The 18,860-nt window shown below is 69.3% G+C and carries 17 protein-coding genes and 1 pseudogene; 16 read left to right on the forward strand and 2 right to left on the reverse strand.

The genetic code is table 11. The annotated features are described in order from the left end of the window. Nucleotides 1-49: 49 nt before the first annotated feature. Together MXD61_RS28230 and MXD61_RS26450 are read left to right on the forward strand one after the other, a co-directional pair. Nucleotides 50-1,813 (forward strand): protein kinase, encoded by a 1,764-nt coding sequence (locus MXD61_RS28230; RefSeq protein ID WP_285223390.1) that lies wholly within the window; start codon nucleotides 50-52, stop codon nucleotides 1,811-1,813. A gap of 209 nt (nucleotides 1,814-2,022) precedes the next feature. Then, nucleotides 2,023-2,586 (forward strand): annotated as a pseudogene (locus MXD61_RS26450) (acyltransferase family protein); the annotation flags it as partial. A gap of 78 nt (nucleotides 2,587-2,664) precedes the next feature. Here the strand turns inward: MXD61_RS26450 and MXD61_RS29065 are convergent. Continuing rightward, nucleotides 2,665-2,820 (reverse strand): alpha/beta hydrolase fold domain-containing protein, encoded by a 156-nt coding sequence (locus tag MXD61_RS29065; RefSeq protein WP_374629614.1) that lies wholly within the window; start codon nucleotides 2,818-2,820, stop codon nucleotides 2,665-2,667. A 155-nt stretch (nucleotides 2,821-2,975) separates the two neighbouring features. Here MXD61_RS29065 and MXD61_RS26455 point away from each other — a divergent pair, with 155 nt between their 5' ends. Both MXD61_RS26455 and MXD61_RS26460 read left to right on the forward strand, forming a co-directional pair. After that, nucleotides 2,976-4,913 carry an HAD-IIIC family phosphatase gene (locus MXD61_RS26455; RefSeq protein ID WP_374629608.1) on the forward strand — a complete coding sequence of 646 codons (1,938 nt, stop codon included), beginning with the start codon at nucleotides 2,976-2,978 and terminating at the stop codon, nucleotides 4,911-4,913. Beyond that, a complete protein-coding gene (locus MXD61_RS26460) occupies nucleotides 4,910-5,146 on the forward strand; it encodes an acyl carrier protein (protein ID WP_248816131.1) in 237 nt (78 codons plus the stop codon). The genes MXD61_RS26455 and MXD61_RS26460 overlap by 4 nt, the downstream gene beginning before the upstream one ends. Before the next feature lie 139 nt (nucleotides 5,147-5,285). On the opposite strand, the gene MXD61_RS26465 is transcribed toward MXD61_RS26460, so the two are convergent. Then, the gene (locus MXD61_RS26465; protein WP_248816132.1) at nucleotides 5,286-6,053 is read right to left on the reverse strand and encodes an AfsR/SARP family transcriptional regulator; all 768 of its coding nucleotides are present in this window, start codon (nucleotides 6,051-6,053) and stop codon (nucleotides 5,286-5,288) included. A 1,392-nt stretch (nucleotides 6,054-7,445) separates the two neighbouring features. Between MXD61_RS26465 and MXD61_RS26470 the strand changes: the two genes are divergently transcribed. From MXD61_RS26470 to MXD61_RS26525, 12 genes are all read left to right on the forward strand, one after another. Next, nucleotides 7,446-8,459, forward strand: a complete 1,014-nt coding sequence (locus MXD61_RS26470) for a TauD/TfdA family dioxygenase (RefSeq protein WP_248816133.1) — start codon at nucleotides 7,446-7,448, stop codon at nucleotides 8,457-8,459. Next, on the forward strand, nucleotides 8,456-8,608 hold the full coding sequence (locus tag MXD61_RS26475; protein ID WP_248816134.1) for a hypothetical protein: 153 nt from the start codon (nucleotides 8,456-8,458) through the stop codon (nucleotides 8,606-8,608). Before MXD61_RS26470 ends, MXD61_RS26475 begins: the two co-directional genes overlap by 4 nt. 115 nt (nucleotides 8,609-8,723) lie before the next feature. Further along, nucleotides 8,724-10,307 (forward strand): ABC transporter substrate-binding protein, encoded by a 1,584-nt coding sequence (locus tag MXD61_RS26480; protein ID WP_248816135.1) that lies wholly within the window; start codon nucleotides 8,724-8,726, stop codon nucleotides 10,305-10,307. 74 nt (nucleotides 10,308-10,381) lie between these two features. Continuing rightward, nucleotides 10,382-11,332 carry an ABC transporter permease gene (locus tag MXD61_RS26485; protein WP_248816136.1) on the forward strand — a complete coding sequence of 317 codons (951 nt, stop codon included), beginning with the start codon at nucleotides 10,382-10,384 and terminating at the stop codon, nucleotides 11,330-11,332. A 40-nt stretch (nucleotides 11,333-11,372) separates the two neighbouring features. Further along, a complete protein-coding gene (locus tag MXD61_RS26490) occupies nucleotides 11,373-12,290 on the forward strand; it encodes an ABC transporter permease (protein WP_248816137.1) in 918 nt (305 codons plus the stop codon). Beyond that, the gene (locus MXD61_RS26495) at nucleotides 12,287-14,053 is read left to right on the forward strand and encodes an ABC transporter ATP-binding protein (RefSeq protein ID WP_248816138.1); all 1,767 of its coding nucleotides are present in this window, start codon (nucleotides 12,287-12,289) and stop codon (nucleotides 14,051-14,053) included. The genes MXD61_RS26490 and MXD61_RS26495 overlap by 4 nt, the downstream gene beginning before the upstream one ends. Before the next feature lie 164 nt (nucleotides 14,054-14,217). After that, nucleotides 14,218-14,430, forward strand: coding sequence for a ferredoxin (locus MXD61_RS26500; protein ID WP_248816139.1), 213 nt, complete (start codon nucleotides 14,218-14,220; stop codon nucleotides 14,428-14,430). A gap of 55 nt (nucleotides 14,431-14,485) precedes the next feature. Next, complete coding sequence (locus MXD61_RS26505; RefSeq protein ID WP_248816140.1) at nucleotides 14,486-15,730, forward strand: cytochrome P450; 1,245 nt, start codon at nucleotides 14,486-14,488, stop codon at nucleotides 15,728-15,730. Further along, entirely contained in the window at nucleotides 15,730-16,287 is a 558-nt protein-coding gene (locus MXD61_RS26510; protein WP_248816141.1) for a hypothetical protein, read from the forward strand. Before MXD61_RS26505 ends, MXD61_RS26510 begins: the two co-directional genes overlap by 1 nt. 53 nt (nucleotides 16,288-16,340) lie before the next feature. Then, nucleotides 16,341-16,925, forward strand: a complete 585-nt coding sequence (locus MXD61_RS26515; protein ID WP_248816142.1) for a hypothetical protein — start codon at nucleotides 16,341-16,343, stop codon at nucleotides 16,923-16,925. 140 nt (nucleotides 16,926-17,065) lie between these two features. Next, nucleotides 17,066-18,100, forward strand: coding sequence for a 3-oxoacyl-ACP synthase III family protein (locus MXD61_RS26520; protein WP_248816143.1), 1,035 nt, complete (start codon nucleotides 17,066-17,068; stop codon nucleotides 18,098-18,100). Nucleotides 18,101-18,155: 55 nt separating this feature from the next. After that, the coding region (locus MXD61_RS26525; protein WP_248816144.1) for a beta-ketoacyl synthase N-terminal-like domain-containing protein at nucleotides 18,156-18,860 on the forward strand (705 nt) is incomplete at its 3' end.

Here is an 18,860-nt window from a genome sequence, read left to right on the forward strand (position 1 = left end):
CGCGTCCTGGGAAGGGACGGACGATGTCGACCGAGGGGAAAGGGTGGTCATGTTCGAGCCCCTGCGGGATGACGACCCGCGCCGCGTCGGCGACTACACCGTGCACCATCGGATCGGCTCCGGCGGCATGGGCGTGGTCTACCTGGCGTTCGGGCGGGATGGCCAGGCGGTCGCGCTGAAGATACCGAACACGCGAGTCGCGTCCCGCCCGGACTTCCGCCGACGGTTTCGCACCGAGGTCGACGCGGTCGGGCGGATTCACAGCCGCCACGTCGCGGCGCTGGTCGATGCCGACCCCGACGCCGAGCAGCCCTGGTACGCCACCCAGTACATCGAGGGAAGCACCCTCGCCGACGCCGTCGACGCACACGGGCCGCTGACCGGCCGGGTGCTCGACGGGTGCGCGGCGGGGCTCGCCGAGGCGCTGGTCGCGATCGAGGCCGCCGGCGTCGTGCACCGCGACCTCAAACCCGCCAACATCGTCCTGGCCTGGGACGGACCGAAGATCATCGACTTCGGTATCGCCCGCGCGCGGGACGCCACCCGCCAGACCCGCACCGGTACCGCGCTCGGCACCGTCACCTGGATGGCCCCCGAACAGATCCGCGGCGAGCAGGTCGGCCCGGCCAGCGACGTCTTCGCCTGGGCGGCGTGTGTCAGCTTCGCCGCGACCGGCCGCTCCCCGTTCCACGCCGAGACGATCGAGGCCGTCGCCCTGCGCATCCTGTACGGCCAGCCCGACCTGGACGGCCTGCCCGCGCGGCTCGCCTCCCTCGTCCGTACGGCCCTGGCGAAGGACCCGGCGACCCGGCCGACCGCCCGCCACCTCCAGGACGCCCTCGCCACCGCCGACATCGCCGCCGATGTGGCGTCCGCGTCCGACGAGGACGACGACGACGAGAGGGTCACCTGTCTGCCGATGCCCCTGGCCGCTCCCGGCTCGCCGGACAGCCTCACCCCAGGCTCCCCCTCCCCGCGGGACGCCCTGGTGGGACGGCCGGTGACCGGCAGCGGTCCAAGGCGGCGGCGCTGGGTGCGGCCCGTGGTGCTCATGGCGGTCGCTGTGGCCCTGCTGACCGCGGTCGGCGCGGTGGCCTGGGCGGTGCTGCCGACCGGCCGCGACGGAGCTGTCGGCGTGGCCGGTTCCGCCGGCACCACTGGTTCCACCAGCGGAGCCGGCCCCACCACGGCCACCACCACCGCCACGGTCACCGGCTCCGCCACGGTCACCGGCCCCGCCGCCGTCTCGAGCGAGCGGCCCGCGACCGACACGACGTCCCCGAGCACCGCGACCGGCCCGAACGAACCACATGCCACAGGGACGGACGGCCGGACCAGCGGCACCGACCGCACCGGGAGCGCGCAGCAACGCGACCCGGCCCCGGCACGCTGCGGAATTCGGACGGTCTTCGACGCGGAGGCGTACCTGCGCGCCGACGGCATGTCCGTGAGCGAATACCGCGGCTACGACCAGGGACGCAGTCTCAACGTGCTGCTCGGTCTGGTGCAGCAGCCCGCGGGCACGAACATCGTGCGGGCCTACTTCTTTGTCGGCGACTGCTTTGTGGGCTACGACGCGCCTGACCCCAGCAGCGCCGTCACCCTCGTGCGCGCGGCGACCTCGGCCAACCCCAGCGTCGTTCTGCGCTATGCAGGCTATGCCCCCGGGGACGGGTACTGCTGCCCGACGGGCGGCGGCGTCGACGTCACCTTCACCGCCGCCGGCCCGGCGGGCCCCGTCACGCACGACGGAAAGCTGCTCCCCGCCAGCCGCACAGCCGCCGTCAGCCGCGTCTGGTATCCGTCGGGCTGACGACAGAAAACGACTACATCCGCATTCTGCTCGAGGCCGCACAACCACGCCGGATCACATAATCCGGTGGCGGGTCGATCGAACCCTCTGCTAGCGCCGGTCACGCCCGAAGCGAGAATGGCGGTTTACTTCCTCGGCGCGTGGCTCACAGCTGCGACTGAATGCTCGTGCACATCAGATCGCATACCCTCTCCAGACAGCATGCCAGCATGGTCCGAATCCGGGACGAACGGTTGTGGCTCGGCATCGGTGTCGTGGTGGGCCTGATCGTCGGGGTGACCTTCTTCTCGTTGTACGTGCTGCCCGGACAGCCGCGACTGCTCGCGGTTGGCGGCGGCCGGTACTCCTATACCCAGATCTGGTTCGTCTGGTTCTTTCCCCCGGTCCGGGCGCTGGAGTTCGTTCTGGGCATCCTGCTCGCGAAAGTCGTGCTCGCCGGCCGCTGGGTGCCGATCGGGCTGCTGCCTGCAACGGTTCTGTGCCTCGCCGGTTACCTCATGTCGACATACGGCGTGCCCTATCTGTTCGGCGTCGGCGGCGTGGCGACGCTGTGGACGGCGCCACTGATCGCTGCACTCGCCGTCGCCGATCTCCAGGGACGTCCTTCCTGGATGCGCCATCGGATACTGGTGTGGTTCGGCGACATATCGTTCGCCCTGTACATGATCCATTGGCTCATCCTCGGTCGCATCAGCCACTGGGCCGGGCATGAGGGCTCCCGTTCGATCGTGGACGGTCTGGGGCTGCTCGTGCTGGCGTTCACCGTGTCCACGCTGGCGGCCTGGCTGATGTTCACCTACATCGAAATGCCCGCGGTGCGGCGGCTCAGCGGCGGCCCGGGTCAGAGCGCGCTAGCAGTCATCGAGGCCGGCAGGGAAGGGATCCTCGGGGCCAACCCGATACCCCACCAGCACGAACACCTCGCCGACCCGCAGCGCCAGGCTGGTGGCCTGGTCATGAACGGCGTCGATGCGCCCGAGCACGAAGGCGCCGTCGTGCGTCCGCACGACGATCGGTAACAGAGCCAACGGCCCCTCAGACCGACGGAAGGCTGAAAGCCCAAGACAAGCAGCCGTTTAGCCCTACAGGTCATCATCAAGGTCCCAGGCGGCGTCGCGTGGAAGGTCGCCGCTCGACGCGCACAAGAAACTGGACGTCGACTATGAAGACACCAACGGTGACCACTGCCGCCGACAGTGCGGACGCACAGCCCGACCATGGCGAGAAAACCTTTTCCGACCTGCTCGAACTGTACCGCTCGGGGCTCCTGGCGGAACACTATCCGGCGGTCCAGGGCCTCCTGCGCGGCCGGTCCGACGAGGACCTGGTTCGTGCTGGGCGCCTGCTGGCCCGGATCGACCCGGACGAGGTCCTGGCCCATCATCCCGGGTTCACCACACTGACCGTCGCGGTGATCGGGCACGGGACCCTCGCCGGGCTTGTTCCACCGCTGACCGCGGAGCTGGCCCGACACGGGCTCCTGGCCCGGGTACACCTCGGCGACTTCGACAGCTACATCACCGATCTCGCGGATCCCACCAGCGATCTGTATGCCAGCCACCCCGACCTCGTGCTGTGCGTGCTGGATCCGGACCTGATCTGGTCCGAGGTGGCCGTGCCGTGGCAGCCCGACGACGTCGAACGGGTCTGGACGGAAAAACTCGTGCTGTTGCAGGGCCTGGCGCGGCGCTTCGAGGAGGCCGGCCACGGTGTCCTCGTCCTGAACACGGCACCGCTGAACCGCGTGCACACCGCGCAACTGATCGACCATGCCTCCCGTGCCCGGCTCGGTGCACTCTGGCGGGAGGCCAACGCGCGGTTGCTCCGGCTCGCGGAGCGGCATCCGGCCCTTGTCGTGGTGGACACCGATCCGCTGCTGGCCGACGGCGTCCCTGCCCGGGATGCCCGGATGAGCCTCTACGCGAAGGCACACCTGTCCGCCGAGCTGCTCGCCGCCTACGCCCGCGAGATCGGTCACCTCGCCCGCGCACTCACCGGCCGGACACGCAAGAACCTGGTGCTCGACCTGGACGGCACGCTGTGGGGCGGCATTCTCGGAGACGACGGAGCAGACGGTATCGAGATCGGCGAGACGTACCGGGGCGAGGCGTTCCGCGCGTTCCAGCGGGTCGTTCGGCAGCTCGGCTCCCAGGGTGTGCTGTTGAGCGCTGTCAGCAAGAACGATGCCGAGACCGTCAGCGAGGTTCTCCTGCACCACCCCGACATGGTCCTGCGGGAGAACGACTTCGTTCGGGTGGTCGCCAACTGGCGGCCGAAGCACGACAACCTGCGGGAGCTGGCCGCCGACCTGAATCTGGGGGTCGACAGTTTCGTGTTCGCCGACGACAGCCCCTACGAGCGGGGGCTGGTCCTCCGGGAGCTCCCGGAGGTGGCGGTGGTCGCGCTCGACGGCGAACCGGCCCGTCACGTCGAGGCGCTGCTTGACGACGGCTGGTTCGACCTGCGAGTTCTCACCGAAGAGGATCACGAGCGGCCGGCCCGTTACCGTGCGGAGGCCGACCGCCGCAACTTCCTGCACAGCTTCGACTCGCTCGACGGCTACCTGCGGGAGCTCGGCGTCCGTGTACTGCTGGCGACGGCGACGGACAGCCAGGTCAATCGGATCTCGCAGATCACGTTGCGCACGAATCAGTTCAATCTCACCGGCAGACGGCTGCAGCCGGCCGCGGTCGCCGCGCTGACCCGCGACCCCGAGAGTCTGGTGCTGGGAATCCGCTGCTCCGACCGGTTCGGGGACAACGGGCTCGCCGGTGCTGTGCTGGCCCACCGCGAGGACGATCTCGTGCACATCGACAACTTCCTGCTCAGCTGCCGGGTGTTCGCCCGGGGCATCGAGCAGGCATGCCTGTCCGCGGTGCTGCGCCACGCCCGCGCCACCGGGGCGACCGGCGTCGTCGGCCGGTACCGGGAAACGGCCAAGAACGGCAAGGTGCGCGACTTCTACCCGCGGTCCGGGTTCGTCGCCGTCGATGCACCCACGACGGCGGAGAGCGTGTTCCATCACGACCTCGCGGAGATCCCGCCCAGCCCCGACCACGTCGAGTTGGCCATGCAGCTCGCGGGAGGAGAGTCACAGTGAACACTGTCGACGATCTCATGACCATCATCCGTGACGAGATCGGCCTGCCGGTCACGTCCGCGGACGCACAGCTGCCCCTCACCGACGTGGTCGGCTGGGACTCCGTTCACCTGCTCGCCCTCTGCGTGATTCTCGAGCGGGAGACCGCACAGCCGATCTCCCTACCCGAGGTGCTGGAAGCGTCCACCCTCCAAGAGATCTTCGACGTGGCCGTCGGTGCCGAACGGGCCTGACGCCGACCGACCAGCGCCGGGCAGCCTCGGCCGGCGCGTTGCGGGCTGTCCGGCCCGCCGGGTGCCCGGCGACGGATGGCGGACGTGGCGTCGGTACGTCGTGGCCGGCGGCCGCGGCGTACCGACGCCCACCCCCGGTTCACCTCCGTACTACGGCTCTCAGCTCGAGCTGACAGTCGGCGGCGAGGATCGCGCGCTGCAGCTCCCGCAGCGCGCGCCCCGGCTCCAGACCGAGTTCGTCCCGCAGAATCGCTCGGGCCGACCGATAGGCCTTGAGCGCGTCACCTTGCCGTTCCGATCGGTACAGCGCAATCATGAGGTAGCGGTGGAAGGTCTCCCGCAGCGGATACTCGGCCGTCAGTGCGTAGAGCCATCCCACCAGCTCACGGTGCCGGCCGAGCGTGAGCTCGCATTCAATCATCAGCTCGACCGTCTCCAGACGGTGCTCTTCGAAGCGGGTCGAGAAGTTTCGCACAGCGGGGCTTTCTCGCAGCTCGTCGAGCGCGGGGCCACGGTAGACCCCGAGCGCCGCACGAAAACTTTCGACGGCCTCACCATAATTCTCCGACCGATACAGGCAACGCGCGGAATGGACATGACGCTCAAATTCATGGAGATCCAGCTCGCCACTACGGATATGCATCACATAGCCGGATGTGCTTGTTTGCAGGGGCGACTCGGAGCCGCCCCAGAGTTTGCGCAGCCGTGACACGTGAACGTGTACCGCGGCTGACGCGCGACTGGGTGGACTCGCCCCCCAGATCTCGTCCTGGAGCTGCTCTATCGTGGCGCCCTGTGGAGATTTGAGGAGCAGGTTGGCGAGGAGGATGGCTGGTTTGCGTGCGCTGGGAGTCAGGTTGCGCTCTCCGTCGCACACTCGAAGCGGACCCAGGATCTTGTAGTGCACGTGGTTCTCCGACCTTTGCACGGCTCGGTCTGGGGTCTCAGCTACCAACCGTCGGCGGACACGGCCCGGCAACCCCAACTGGCAACCATAAGGTCACTCCATGCCACATATCGACCTGGAATGGTGACCATCAGTAGCAGAACTACAGCAGGATGCAGAACAGGATCCATCGACGTGGGGCGCCCCGCGGCGGCGGCTGGATCGCAGATGAAAGACAGGGAGCCTGACAGGGAAAACCCACCGGGCCCGCGAGGCGACCCGGAGCGCACCCTGAAGGCGGGGGCTGACCGGATCTGATCGCGCCGGCCGACCTCGGCGAACGGAACGCCGCACTCACCGACCAGAAAAGCCCGAGACGTGGGCGGCGAAGAAGTGATGCCGCTCACGACCGGGGACAGGACGTTGTCACCACCAGGCCGAAATCGACGTGACGACGACGTGACAGCACGAGAAGTGGCCTTCCCATGGGCACGATCCCTCCCACAGACACGATCAAGTCGTACCACCAGCACACTGACCCGACCGGCTGCACTGCCGACCAGACACCCGACTGCGGGCACGACTGACAGACAGCGCACTGAATCGGAGATAATCGACAGAATACGTATGGCACTGTTCGTTGGCAAGCGCTTCCCGCCCAGGTCACCGGCCGACGGCCGACGGCCGGATCGGAGGAGCACCGCATTCGCCACCTCCGGATCGTCGGCCGCCTTCCGCCGCCGCGACCGCGACCGCGACGATGATCAGCTTCTCGGCCAGGTAATTGAGCAGGCAAGGACCTCCTGCCGAAATTTATCGAGAAACGCGCAGGCCGTTTTTCGACGGCAGTCGGGAACACGTCGGATCCAGCCGCCAGGAAAACTTTTTCGTCGGTGTCCGGAGCATGTTTTTGGAGCGTTAGACCGAACGGCACGGCGTAGGCTCCGGCCCCCACCGCGCTCCACGGCGCCCGGCGGCGGGTGCCGCCGGCCCGACCCTGGCGGGCGAGGCCATGGAGCGCACGCACGCTGGTCGGGAAGCCACCGCGCGGCCGGCGGCGCCCCCGAGACCCCGCACCACGGTGAGGGTCCGGCATCGGGCACCGGACACCAACAGTGCCGACCCAGCCACCCCGGAGAAAAACTTCCGTCTCCGTATTTAGTATTGAACCTTGTGGTTCATCTAACTATAGTGATCGATATTGTGTACTGCACACGTCCGGTGCCTCGCCGGCCAGGGACCAGGAGGGAAGGACAGGAGGGGAGGAAAGGCCCACAGATCAGCTCCCCGCCCGCCCCGACAGGCGATCCCCGCCTCGGGGCAGCCGGTCGCGGCGGCCGTGCCGCCACACGGTTGCTACCCAGTGCACACATCGAGCCCCGGAGATCGAGCCCGAAGGTGGATGAACAAGCCATGGCAGACGCGATGGGCCTGACCCGTATCGAGGTGCGGCCGATCACCGCCCATACGGGTGCGGACATCGGCGGGGTGGACCTGGGCGAGGACCTCGACGACACCACGGTCGCGCAGCTACGAGCGGCTCTGCTGCGCTGGAAGGTGCTGTTCTTCCGGCGGCAGTCCATCGGCCATGGCGAACACGTGGCCTTCGCGCGCCGGTTCGGTGTGCCCACCCGCGCCCACCCGCACGAGGACGAGACACCACCGGGTTTCCCCGAGGTACTTGCCCTGGACAGCCGACGTTATGAGGCCGCCTTCGGTCGCAAGTGGGCCACGTTCGACAATGGCTGGCACTCCGACGTGACTGCTCTGGTCAACCCGCCAGCCGGCGCGATCCTGCGAGCGCAGCAGGTCCCTCCGTACGGAGGGGACACCGTGTGGACGAACCTCGTCGCGGCGTACCGGGGCATGCCCGGCCCACTGCGGAACCTGGCCGACCAGCTCCAGGCCCGTCACAGTTTCGGTCACACCCATGAGACGGGTGGCTCCTACGCGGATCAGGACGCCCGCGGTCCGCTGGTGGCCATCCACCCGGTCGTACGCGTCCACCCGGAGACCGGGGAACGCGCCCTGTTCGTCAGCCCCAGCTTCACACTCGCGGACCAACAGGTCATCGGACTCTCACCCCGACAGAGCCAGGAGGTCCTGGCCATGTTCCACCGTGAGATCACCCGGTTCGAGTACACGGTCCGGTTCCGCTGGGAAACCGGGAGCGTGGCGTTCTGGGACAACCGCGCCACCGCGCATCTTGTGCCCGGCGACCTCAACGACCTCGACTTCGAGTTCGACCGGGTCCTTTACCGGGTGACCCTCGAGGGTGACGTCCCGGTGGGGGTGGACGGCAGGCCCTCCGAACTCGTCTCCGGTCCGCCCCACCCGGGAGCCGGCCCGGTTGTCACCTCGTCCCGTCCGGTCAGGGACGCCACCGCGGCGCATCCACCGGCCGACCGGGAACGCGAGCACCGATGAGCGCGGTGCGCTGGCCGGGGCGGGCCATGCCCGGCACGTCATGGCGCGCGCAGATCTGGCCGCCGCACCCCAAGGCACCGGGGACCGTGCTCGTCCTGCGCCGCCATGTCGACTACGGGCGGCTGAACAGCAGCCTCTGTCGAGGCTGACCACCGCCGACGGTCGCCGTTTCCCAACCTGTTGTCCTTCTCCGGGAGTCCTTTCTTGTCTCGAGCACATCCCCTCAGACCTTTCGGGCGTATCCGAACCCTCGTCATCCCCGCGATGGCGGTCGCCCTGGTCGCCACCGCCTGTGGATCCGGCGGCGACGGTGGCGCTGCCGGGGACGCCGGATCACCGAAGTCCGGCGGCACCCTCACCTTTGCCCTCGGCAGCGACCCCACCTGCCTGGATCCCCAGCAGATCCAGCTCAGCGAGGGTCTGACGATCGGCCGGGAGGTCGTGGACACACTGACCGACCAGGACCCGAAGACTCTGAAGATCGTTCCCTGGCTGGCCGAGCGGTGGGAGATCAGCCCGGACGCGAAGACGTACACCTTCCATCTCCGCGACGGCGTCACCTTCAGCGATGGTGCTCCGTTTGACGCCACCGCGGTGAAGAAGAACTTCGACGCCGTGGTGGCCCTCGGTGCCAAGGCGACGCTGGGCTATGCCTATCTCAGCGGCTACGCGCGCACGGTCGTCGTGGACGCCCGCACCGCGCGGGTCGAGTTCAACGCTGCGACCGCACAGTTCCTCCAGGCCACGACGACACCCAGCCTGGGCTTCGTCTCGCCGGCCACCCTCAGCCGCACCCCGGCCCAACGATGCTCGCAGCCACCGATCGGCTCCGGAGCATTCGTCGTCGACAGCTACGTACCCAACCAGCGCGTCGTGCTCAGCCAGCGCAAGGACTACGCCTGGGCATCCCCGCTCGCCCGCCACCGCGGTGCGGCCTATCTCGACAAGCTCGTCTTCACGGTGGTCACCGAGTCCGGCGTGCGCACCGGCAGTCTGAAGTCGGGCCAGGTCGACGGCATCGCACAGGTCTCACCCCAGGACGCACCCGGGCTGGAGAAGCAGGGTCTTGACCTGCTTGCGACCATTCATGCCGGGATCGTGTCGAACCTGCACGCGAGCCCGAGCCAGAGCCGCCCAGTCCTGCGTGACCCAGCTGTCCTACCCGCCATCCAGCGTGGGATCGACCGCAAACAGATCGTTGACACGCTTCTCAACGATGACTTCAGGCCGGCGACGAGCATCCTGTCCAGCAGGACTCCGGGCCACAGCGATCTCAGCTCGCTGATCGGCTACGATCCCGCCGCCGCGAAGAAGCTGCTCGACGACAGCGGATGGCGGCCCGGCCAGGACGGCATCAGGGTCAAGGACGGCCGGCGCCTGCACCTCGACGTACTGTGGGTGCCGTCCGGGTTCGGCCCGGAGCAGTCGATCCTGGAGCTCGTCCAGCAGCAACTGGGCGGGGTCGGCATCGAACTCGCTGTGAAGCGGCTCTCCCTCGCCCAGTTTCAGCCGCTGTACCAGTCCAACGACTACGACCTGTTCTGGGCCCGCGGGACGACCCGGGCCGATCCGGACATCCTGCGGACCATCTTCGGGTCCAAGAAGCCCCCGGCGGCCGGCTCGGCCCAGGCGGGTATCGACAGCATCCTCAGCGACCAGAACGCGGCCACCGACCCAGCCCGTCGCAACGAACTCGTCGAACAGGCGCAACGGCGGGTGCTGGAGACCGGCTACGGCATCCCCGTGGTCGAGCAGACCTCGATCATGGGCTTCTCCTCGAAGGTGCGGGGCGTGACGTTCACCGCGCACTCCTGGCTTCAGTTCTTCGACGCCTGGATCGCCGGCTGACCCGCCGTGGGCCGGCTCGGTTCGCGGAAGCGGGCGGGGCCGGCCCACACCGACACCTGACAGGGGCTTCGACGATGAAGAGATACCTGGTTCACCGTCTCCTGCAGGCGCTGTTCGTCCTGTGGTCGGCGTACACCGTCTGTTTCGCGGTGCTGTACCTGCTGCCGAGCGATCCGGTCTCGCTCATGGTCAGCGCCGGATCCGAGCAGAGCTCGGTCGACGATGCGCAGGTCGAGAAGCTGCGGTCCCAGTACGGACTGGACCGACCGGTTGCCGTCCAGTACGTCGACCACCTCTGGCACGCGGCACGGGGGGACTTCGGCGTCTCGGTGCAGAGCGGCCGGAGCGTCGCCCAGATCTTCCTCGATGTGCTGCCGGCCACCCTGGAGCTGGCAGCGGCCGCGTTCGCGCTCGCAGTGCTGCTCGGCCTCGGCCTGGCCTACTGGGGCACGTTCGCGCGGTGGTCCTGGGCCCGTCAGGTGCTGTTGTCGATTCCCCCGTTCTGGGCGTCGCTGCCGACCTTCTGGGTCGGCCTGATGCTGATCCAGCTCGTCTCCTTCCGCTGGGGCCTGCTGCCGGCGACCGGGAACGACGGCAGTCGCAGTCTGCTACTACCCATGATCACTCTTGCCCTGCCGACCGCGGCGGGTATCGCCCAGGTGTTCGCCCGTGGCCTGCGTGCCACCCAGGCGGAGCACTACGTCACGACCGCCGCGGCGAAGGGTGCCTCACCGCAGCGGGTGCAGCTGCGGCACTGTGCGCGCAACGCCGCTCTGCCGGCGCTGACACTCGCCGGCGTGTGGGCGGGCAACCTGCTCGCCGGCTCCGTGGTCGTGGAGACAGTCTTCTCCCGAACGGGAGTCGGGCGTACCACGGCGACCGCGGTGAGCACCCAGGACATCCCGGTCGTGCTCGGCCTGGTGATCCTCAGCTCGGCCCTGTTCACGGTGGTCAACCTGGCCGTGGACCTCACCTATCCCCTCCTGGATCCGCGGATCGTGAGCCTCGCCGCGGAACCCCGTTGAAAGCGCAGCAACGTTGACTGATTCACCAGCAGTGACCGCCATGGTCACGGTCGCTGGCCCGCATCCCGCGGCCGAGCCGACCGGTCCGCCGTCCGCTCCGGAGCAGTCGCCAGCCGCAGGTGTCGGCCGGCGACTGGCGCGCGCCGTAGTGTCCCTGTCTCGCCGGCCCGGACTGGCCCTGTCGCTTCTGCTGCTGCTCGCGGTACTGGTCGCGGCCTTCGTCCCGGACCTGCTGACGTCGGACAACCCTCTGCGTGGCGACGTGACCGAGCGGCTGCGCGGCCCGAGCGCCGAGCACTGGTTCGGCACCGACCAACTCGGCCGAGACCTGTTCGCCCGGATGGTGCACGGCGCCGCGTTGTCCCTGCAGGCCACCGTGCTCGCGGTGGCGGTCGGCCTGGTCTGCGGGGCGGCGCTCGGCATGGTGTCGGGCTTCTTCGGCGGCCGGGTGGACGCCGTGATCATGCGGCTGGTCGACCTGGCGTTGGCCATCCCGGCCCTGCTGTTGGCCCTTGCGCTGATCACCGCGCTCGGCTTCGGCACCGTGAACATCGCGCTCGCGGTCGGAGCCACAAGCGTGGCGGCCTTCGCCCGGGTCACCCGCGCCGAGGTGCTGCGGGTACGCACCGCCGTGTTCGTCGAGGCAGCGGTGTCCTGCGGGGCCCGGAGCGACCAGGTGCTCCTGCGCCACGTGCTGCCGCACGCCTGGGGGCCGGTTCTTGTCCTCGCCGCGTTGGAGTTCGGCACCGCCGTCCTGGCCGTCTCGGCGCTGAGCTTCCTGGGGTTCGGGGCGGCACCGCCCACGCCCGAGTGGGGCTCGCTGGTAGCCGACGGACGGGACTACCTCGACACTGCCTGGTGGCTGACGACCATGCCGGGGCTGACCGTGGTGGCGACCGTTCTGGCCGCCAACCGAATCGCCCGCGCACTCGAGGGAGAACGGAGGACGGGACGTTGACCGACGCAGCGGACGGCGTACTGCTGGCGATCCGCGACCTACGAGTGTCCTATCGCCGCGGCTCGACGGCCACCGAGGTGGTGCACGGCATCGACCTCGACGTCCGTCCCGGTCAGGTCGTCGCTCTGGTGGGCGAGTCCGGATCGGGCAAGACCACCACCGCGCATGCCGTGATCGGTCTGCTCCCGGCCGGAGGCCGGATCGAAGGCGGGTCCATCCGGTTCGCCGGGGTCGATCTTGTATCTCTGCCGGCGGCGGGACTGCGTGCCTACCGGGGCAGCGAGATCTCACTCGTTCCGCAGGACCCGACCGTGTCGTTGAACCCGGTACAGCGGATCGGCGTCCAGGTCGCGGAGGTGCTGCGGATCCACGGGCTGGCCACTCGGCGGACAGCGCCGGCCGCAGCGGTCTCCGCTCTGGCCCGGGCCGGTCTGCCCGATCCGCGGCTGCGGGCCCGGCAGTACCCGCACGAGCTCTCCGGTGGCATGCGACAGCGGGCGCTGATCGCGATCGCCCTTGCCGCCGAGCCCAGGCTCCTGATCGCCGACGAGCCGACCAGCGCTCTCGATGTGACGATCCAGCGCCGCATCCTCGACCAGCTGGGGAAGATGATCAGCGAGCGGGGGACGGCCGTCCTGCTGATCACCCACGATCTGGCCGTGGCCGCGGACCGCGCCGACGAGATCGTGGTGATGTCCGGCGGACACGTGGTGGAACGCGGGCCGTCCCGCCAGATCCTGCGCGACCCGTCCCACCCCTACACCCGCAGGCTGATCTCCGACGCGCCCGGCCTCGGCCTTGCCAACATGCCCGCCGCACCAGCCAGCCCGGTGACACCCGGGCCACCGCACCGGCCCGCTACCGTTCAGGACACCCAGACCGTGGCACGGTCCGCGACGCCGACCCAGGCCAGCGCGACGCAACGGCCGGAGCCCGCGTCGCAGGAGCTGTCGCCACCCGAGCCGACAGCGCTGCTGGTGGTCGAGAGCCTGGTCAAGGACTTTCCGTTGCCCCGGACCGGGGCCGGCCCACGATCGGTCCGCGCCGTCGACGACGTCAGTTTCGCCGTCGGCCGCGGCGAGACGTTCGCCCTGGTGGGCGAGTCCGGATCCGGGAAGTCCACCACCGCCCGACTGGCGCTGCGGCTGCTGGATCCGAGCGGCGGTCGGATCCAGCTCGACGGCGTCGACATCACCGATCTGCGCGGCGCGGCGCTGCGCCGGCTGCGCCGACGCATGCAGGTGGTCTACCAGAGCCCCTACGCCTCTCTCGATCCGCGGTTCAGTGTCGCCGAGACGATCGAGGAGCCGCTACGGCTGTTCGGTGTCGGCACGCGGGCGACCCGCCGGTCCCGGGTCCGTGAGCTGCTGTCGCAGGTCGCACTTTCGGAACAGCTGCTCGATCGCCGTCCTGCCGAGCTCTCCGGTGGTCAGCGCCAACGCGTCGCCATCGCCCGCGCGCTGTCCCTGCATCCCGACCTGGTCGTCTGTGACGAGCCGCTGTCCGCCCTCGACGTCACCGTGCAGGCGCAGATCCTCGAACTGCTCGCCGCGCTCCAGGCGGAGCTCGGCCTGTCGTACCTGTTCATCACGCATGACCTGGCAGTGGTCCGCACGATCGCGGACCGGATCGGGGTCATGCGTGCCGGCCGGCTCGTGGAGGTCGCCACCGGCGAGGAACTGTTCGCCAGTCCCCGCCACGAGTACACCCGGGAACTCCTCGACGCCATCCCCGGTCGACTTTCCGGATTTAGCGTCCGATAAGGCGACTGTCAGCGCGGCGCGCGACGATAGGACCGACAAACGGATCGCCGCACCAGCCGGGGAACCTCGAAGCGGACGGTTGTGGAACGTTTTTCCTGACCATCCAGGCCGGCCGGATTCGGGCGTTCTCGACGTTTCACTCACGGCGAGAAGGAGCTGGGTCCGTGGCATATCTGACCGTGAACGCGTCCTGTTGTGTGGGCGCCGGCCGGTGCGTCTCGGTGGCTCCGGAACTGTTCGACCAGGACGAGAACGGGCTGGTCGTGGCGGTTCGTGAGCTGGTGCCCGTGAGCTCACTGCCGGCCGCGCACGAGGCCGCGGACCTGTGTCCGGCCCGGGCGATAACGGTGACGGACCGACTGACCGCGGGCGGATGAGCAGGTCCCGCGCGCCTGGAACCGGAACATTCGCAGACCAGGAAGGAGGTGGAAAGTGTCCGACCAGTCCACCGTGCCGGTCGCCACCGGACCCCACGACATTCCCGAGTTTCCCACCGCCCGCGGATGCCCCTTCGCGGAGCCCGCTGGATACCCCGCACTGCGCACACACGGCCCACTCGCCGAGGTCACGTTGTACAACGGTCGCCGCGCATGGATCGTCACCGGGTACGACGAGGGCCGCCGGGTCCTCGCGGACCACGAGTCGTTCTCCTCGGTACGCGCCAACCCCCGGTTCCCGGCCACCGCCCCACGTTTCGAGGCGGCCCGCGCGGTCCGCAACTTCATCGGTATGGACCCACCGGAGCACACCGCACAGCGCCGGATGCTGACCGCCAGCTTCACCGTCCGTCGGATCAACGCCTTCCGGCCCAGGATCCAGCAGATCGTCGACCATCTGCTGGACGGGTTGGTGCGTCGTGGGACCAGCGCGGACCTGGTGCCGGAGTTCGCGCTGCCGGTGCCCTCCACCGTGATCTGCGCCCTGCTCGGTGTCCCCTACGATGACCACGCGTTCTTCGAGGCCCAGGCACGCCGCATCGTGCACGGTGATTCCAGCCAGCAGGACAGCGCGGACGCCTTCACCCGGATCCGGCTCTACCTGGAGGAACTGATCCAGGCCAAGCGCGCCGAGCGCGGCGAGGGCCTGCTCGACGAGCTGATCGCCCTGTACGTCGACCGGGAGGAACTGGACACCCGCACCCTCGCCGAGATCTCCCTGCTGTTGCTGGTGGCCGGGCACGAGACCACAGCCAATGCCATCGCGCTGGGCGTACTCACGCTCCTGGAACGTCCCGACGCGCTCGCGCGGATCCGCACGGATCCTGCTGCGGTCGGCGACGTCGTGGAGGAGCTGTTGCGTCACCTGTCGATCGCGGATGGTGCCGCCCGGTTCGCAACCCGGGATGTGGAGATCGCCGGCCACGCCGTCCGGGAGGGTGACGGCATCATCGTCGCCATCGCGGCCATGAACCGCGACTCCGCCGTCTTCGGCGAACCGGACACCTTCGATCCGCTCCGCTTGGCCCGCCGGCATGTCGCCTTCGGCTACGGAATCCACCAGTGTCTGGGTCAGAACCTGGCCCGGGCCGAGCTGGAGATCGCGCTGACCACGCTGTTCCGGCGGATCCCCGACCTGCGCCTCGCCGTCGACCTCGACGATCTCCAACTACGCCACCCGGCCGGGCTGCACGGCGTCGTCAGCCTGCCGGCCAGCTGGGAAACCGGGAGCGTGCGTTGATGGCGCCGACTGGGCGGCACACCGACCTGCTCGCGGCGACCTCGGCGTTCCTGACCGGACACCTGCCGGGCCTGGCCGCGTCGACGACGGATCCGGACGCCCGGCTCCCCGCCGACGGATCCACGGCGCTGTGGAAGCTGGCGACCGAACCGGACGTCGCTGGTGTCGTCCGGGTCACCGACCTGACCGAACGGGTCCTCGGCGGGCATGGCGAGATCACTCCGGTACCGCGCCCGGGACAGGTCCGCTACTACGAGGACGAGATCCAGACGGCCGACGGAACGCTGATCGGCACGACGTCCGGGCGGTTGGAGGTTGTCCACGAACGCCCGCAGGACGGGCACCGGTTCGCGGTGCGGACCGAACAGGTCCGCCTGTTCGGCACGATCTTCCACTTCTCCGGCCTCAACGACCTGACCGCCGAGTTCGCCGGCGCCTACGTGTCGGTGCCCGGTTTCGCCATCGCCGGTGAGCTTGCCGGGTGGTCCGCCATCCGCAGCATCCACATGACGCCGACGCCTTTCGTGTCCACGGTTCAGCTGGTCCTCGCCAGGTAACCCGCCGGACGGCACGACCTCCGCCCGGCTCCAGCCCTTCTCACCAGACAAGGATGATGATGAACATCCGTCGTTCGACGACGGCCTCCGGGCTCGTCTCCGGATCCGTTCTCACCGCCGCCCTGATCGCGGCCACCCGCCTGCTGTCCGTCTCCCCCTCCACCGTGCGCCCGGGCGGCGCCGGGGCTGCCCAGCCTGCCACCGGCACCGGGAGCGCCGAAGACGCCGGCGAGCACAGCGGCCTGTCCGTCGTGCACGAGGGGATCTGGGAACCCCAGATCAGGAACGAGCAGAACGTCAACGTCGCCGACCCTCAGATCGGCCAGATCGGCAGTTACTACGACGAACTCTACGACTCCTCCCGCGAGCTGCTGGGGATCAGCATTGGTCGGTACGAGATCCGCTACAAGAAGGTGCACGGCGCTGTCCTCACCTATTACTCAGAGGACCTGTTCCTGCGGGACGGAGTCATCCACGCCGAGGGCTGGGCCGACTTCAACGATGTCAAGAACGGCGTCTGGGTCGGCTACCCGGCGGTCGGTCTCGACGGCGTGTACCGCGGCCTGGACGGGCGCCGGGAATGGCGGGTGCTCGAGCCCGACCAGCCGGTCGAGGCACGCATCGCCCTTCACGGCTGAGCCGACGCCCACACCGACAACGGGTGGCTCACGCCGCACCGACCAGCGCACCTGTGGCCGTGCGCCGTGCGCCGCCCCCGCCCGCCGCCCGGCGGCTGTTTCCGACCGCCGGGCGGAGGACCAGCTGCGAAAGGACCGACGTGGGGGCGACCGAGATACATCTGCTGTCCGCGGGCTCGGCACTGCCCGGACCAGCGGTGGACAACGCCTCACTGGCCCGACGATTCGGGATGGACGCGCTCTGGGAACAGTGGGTCGACACGTTTGTCGGTACCCGCAGCAGACACCTTGCTGTCGATCTCGAAACCGGCGAGGTCGGCACGTCCCTGGCCGACCTCGGCGAGGCCGCGGCCCGAGCGGCGCTGAGCCGGGCCGGCCTGCAGGCCGGCGACGTCGACGTCATCGTCATGGCCACCGCGACACCGGACAGCCTGATGCCGGCGACCGTGAACGTCATCGCCGATCGCCTCGGCGTCGACCAGGTCCCCAGCTACCAGCTCCAGTCCGGCTGTTCGGGCGCCGTGCAGGCGCTCGACCTGGCCAGTCAGATCCTGCGGTCAGGTCGGCACCGCACCGCGCTCGTCCTCGGCGGCGACGTGATCGCACGGTTCTACGATCTGGACGTCGACCTGCGTTCCGTGCACCCTGCGGAGCTGGTCAACTTCGTGCTGTTCGGCGATGGGGCAGGAGCAGCCGTTCTGCGCACCGACCCGGGACCGGGATCGGTGGCGGTGCGTTCGGTGCTCACCCGACTCGTCGGCCTGGGCCGGGCCCCGGGCGCGACCCTGGAGTGGTTCGGCCCGGCCAACCGCGGCGGACCGCAGGAACGCCCCGCGGCCACCGAGGACTACAAGGCGATCGAGGAGCTCGTCCCCGTGATGTCGCAGGAGGTCCTGCACGAGCTGCTCGACGAGCTCGAGTGGAAGGGCGACGACGTCGACTACCTGCTGCCGCCACAGCTCTCGGGCCGGATGACCGCGCTCATCGGCCAGCGCCTCGGCGTCGGCTCGTCCCAGGTGAGCTGTGTGCACCGGACCGGAAACGTCGGCAACGCCATCGTGTTCTTCCAGCTCGAACAGCTGCTGCAGGAGATCGGGCCGGGCGAGCGTGCCGTCGTCGTGTCGATCGAGTCGAGCAAGTGGATCAAGTCCGGGCTGGCCCTGGAAGCGACCTGACCCGTACCCGGCGCCGCCCCCGCGAGCCCGGCGATCAACAAGGAGAGCCGATTCCATGTCGACCGACTCGACGTCGAACGACTCCCCGTCGAACGAGGGCCGGCTGCGCGCCTACCTCCGGCGGGTGACCAACGACCTCGTGCAGGCCCACCAGCGGCTGGCCGAGGTCACGGCTGCCAGCGAGGAACCGATCGCGATCGTGGGCATGGCCTGCCGTTATCCGGGCGGGGTTCGCTCGCCGGAGGATCTCTGGGACCTGGTCGACGCCGGCCGGGACGTGATCTCCGGGTTCCCCACGAACCGTGGCTGGGACCTTGAGGCCCTCTACGATCCCGACCCCGACCAGACGGGAACCTCGTACACCCGGTCCGGCGGGTTCCTGCACGACGCCGACCTCTTCGATGCCGGGTTCTTCGGGATCAGCCCGCGGGAGGCGCTCGCGGTCGACCCCCAGCAGCGCCTGCTGCTGGAGATCAGCTGGGAGGTCTTCGAACGGGCCGGGATCGACCCACGGACACTGCGCGGCAGCCGCACCGGCGTGTTCGCGGGAGTCATGTACGACGACTACGGGTCCCGCCTGCAGCCCTATCCCGAGGGGCTGGAGGGTTTCATCGGCACGGGCAGCGCGGGCAGCGTCGCCTCCGGCCGGCTGGCCTACACCTTCGGCCTGCGGGGGCCGGCGGTGACCGTGGACACCGCCTGCTCGTCCTCGCTGGTCGCGCTGCACCTGGCCAGCCAGTCCCTGCGCCGCGGCGAGTGC

Origin of the sequence: Frankia sp. AgPm24 (assembly GCF_023243055.1) — a bacterium.
Classification (GTDB): domain Bacteria; phylum Actinomycetota; class Actinomycetes; order Frankiales; family Frankiaceae; genus Frankia; species Frankia umida.

Excerpts from the sequence above, each read along its gene's own strand:
- MXD61_RS28230 (WP_285223390.1), top strand. The coding sequence starts at position 50 with ATGTTCGAGCCCCTGCGGGATGACGACCCGCGCCGCGTCGGCGACTAC.
- MXD61_RS26455 (WP_374629608.1), top strand. The coding sequence starts at position 2,976 with ATGAAGACACCAACGGTGACCACTGCCGCCGACAGTGCGGACGCACAG.
- MXD61_RS26470 (WP_248816133.1), top strand. The coding sequence starts at position 7,446 with ATGGCAGACGCGATGGGCCTGACCCGTATCGAGGTGCGGCCGATCACC.
- MXD61_RS26475 (WP_248816134.1), top strand. The coding sequence starts at position 8,456 with ATGAGCGCGGTGCGCTGGCCGGGGCGGGCCATGCCCGGCACGTCATGG.
- MXD61_RS26480 (WP_248816135.1), top strand. The coding sequence starts at position 8,724 with ATGGCGGTCGCCCTGGTCGCCACCGCCTGTGGATCCGGCGGCGACGGT.
- MXD61_RS26485 (WP_248816136.1), top strand. The coding sequence starts at position 10,382 with ATGAAGAGATACCTGGTTCACCGTCTCCTGCAGGCGCTGTTCGTCCTG.
- MXD61_RS26490 (WP_248816137.1), top strand. The coding sequence starts at position 11,373 with ATGGTCACGGTCGCTGGCCCGCATCCCGCGGCCGAGCCGACCGGTCCG.
- MXD61_RS26510 (WP_248816141.1), top strand. The coding sequence starts at position 15,730 with ATGGCGCCGACTGGGCGGCACACCGACCTGCTCGCGGCGACCTCGGCG.
- MXD61_RS26515 (WP_248816142.1), top strand. The coding sequence starts at position 16,341 with ATGATGATGAACATCCGTCGTTCGACGACGGCCTCCGGGCTCGTCTCC.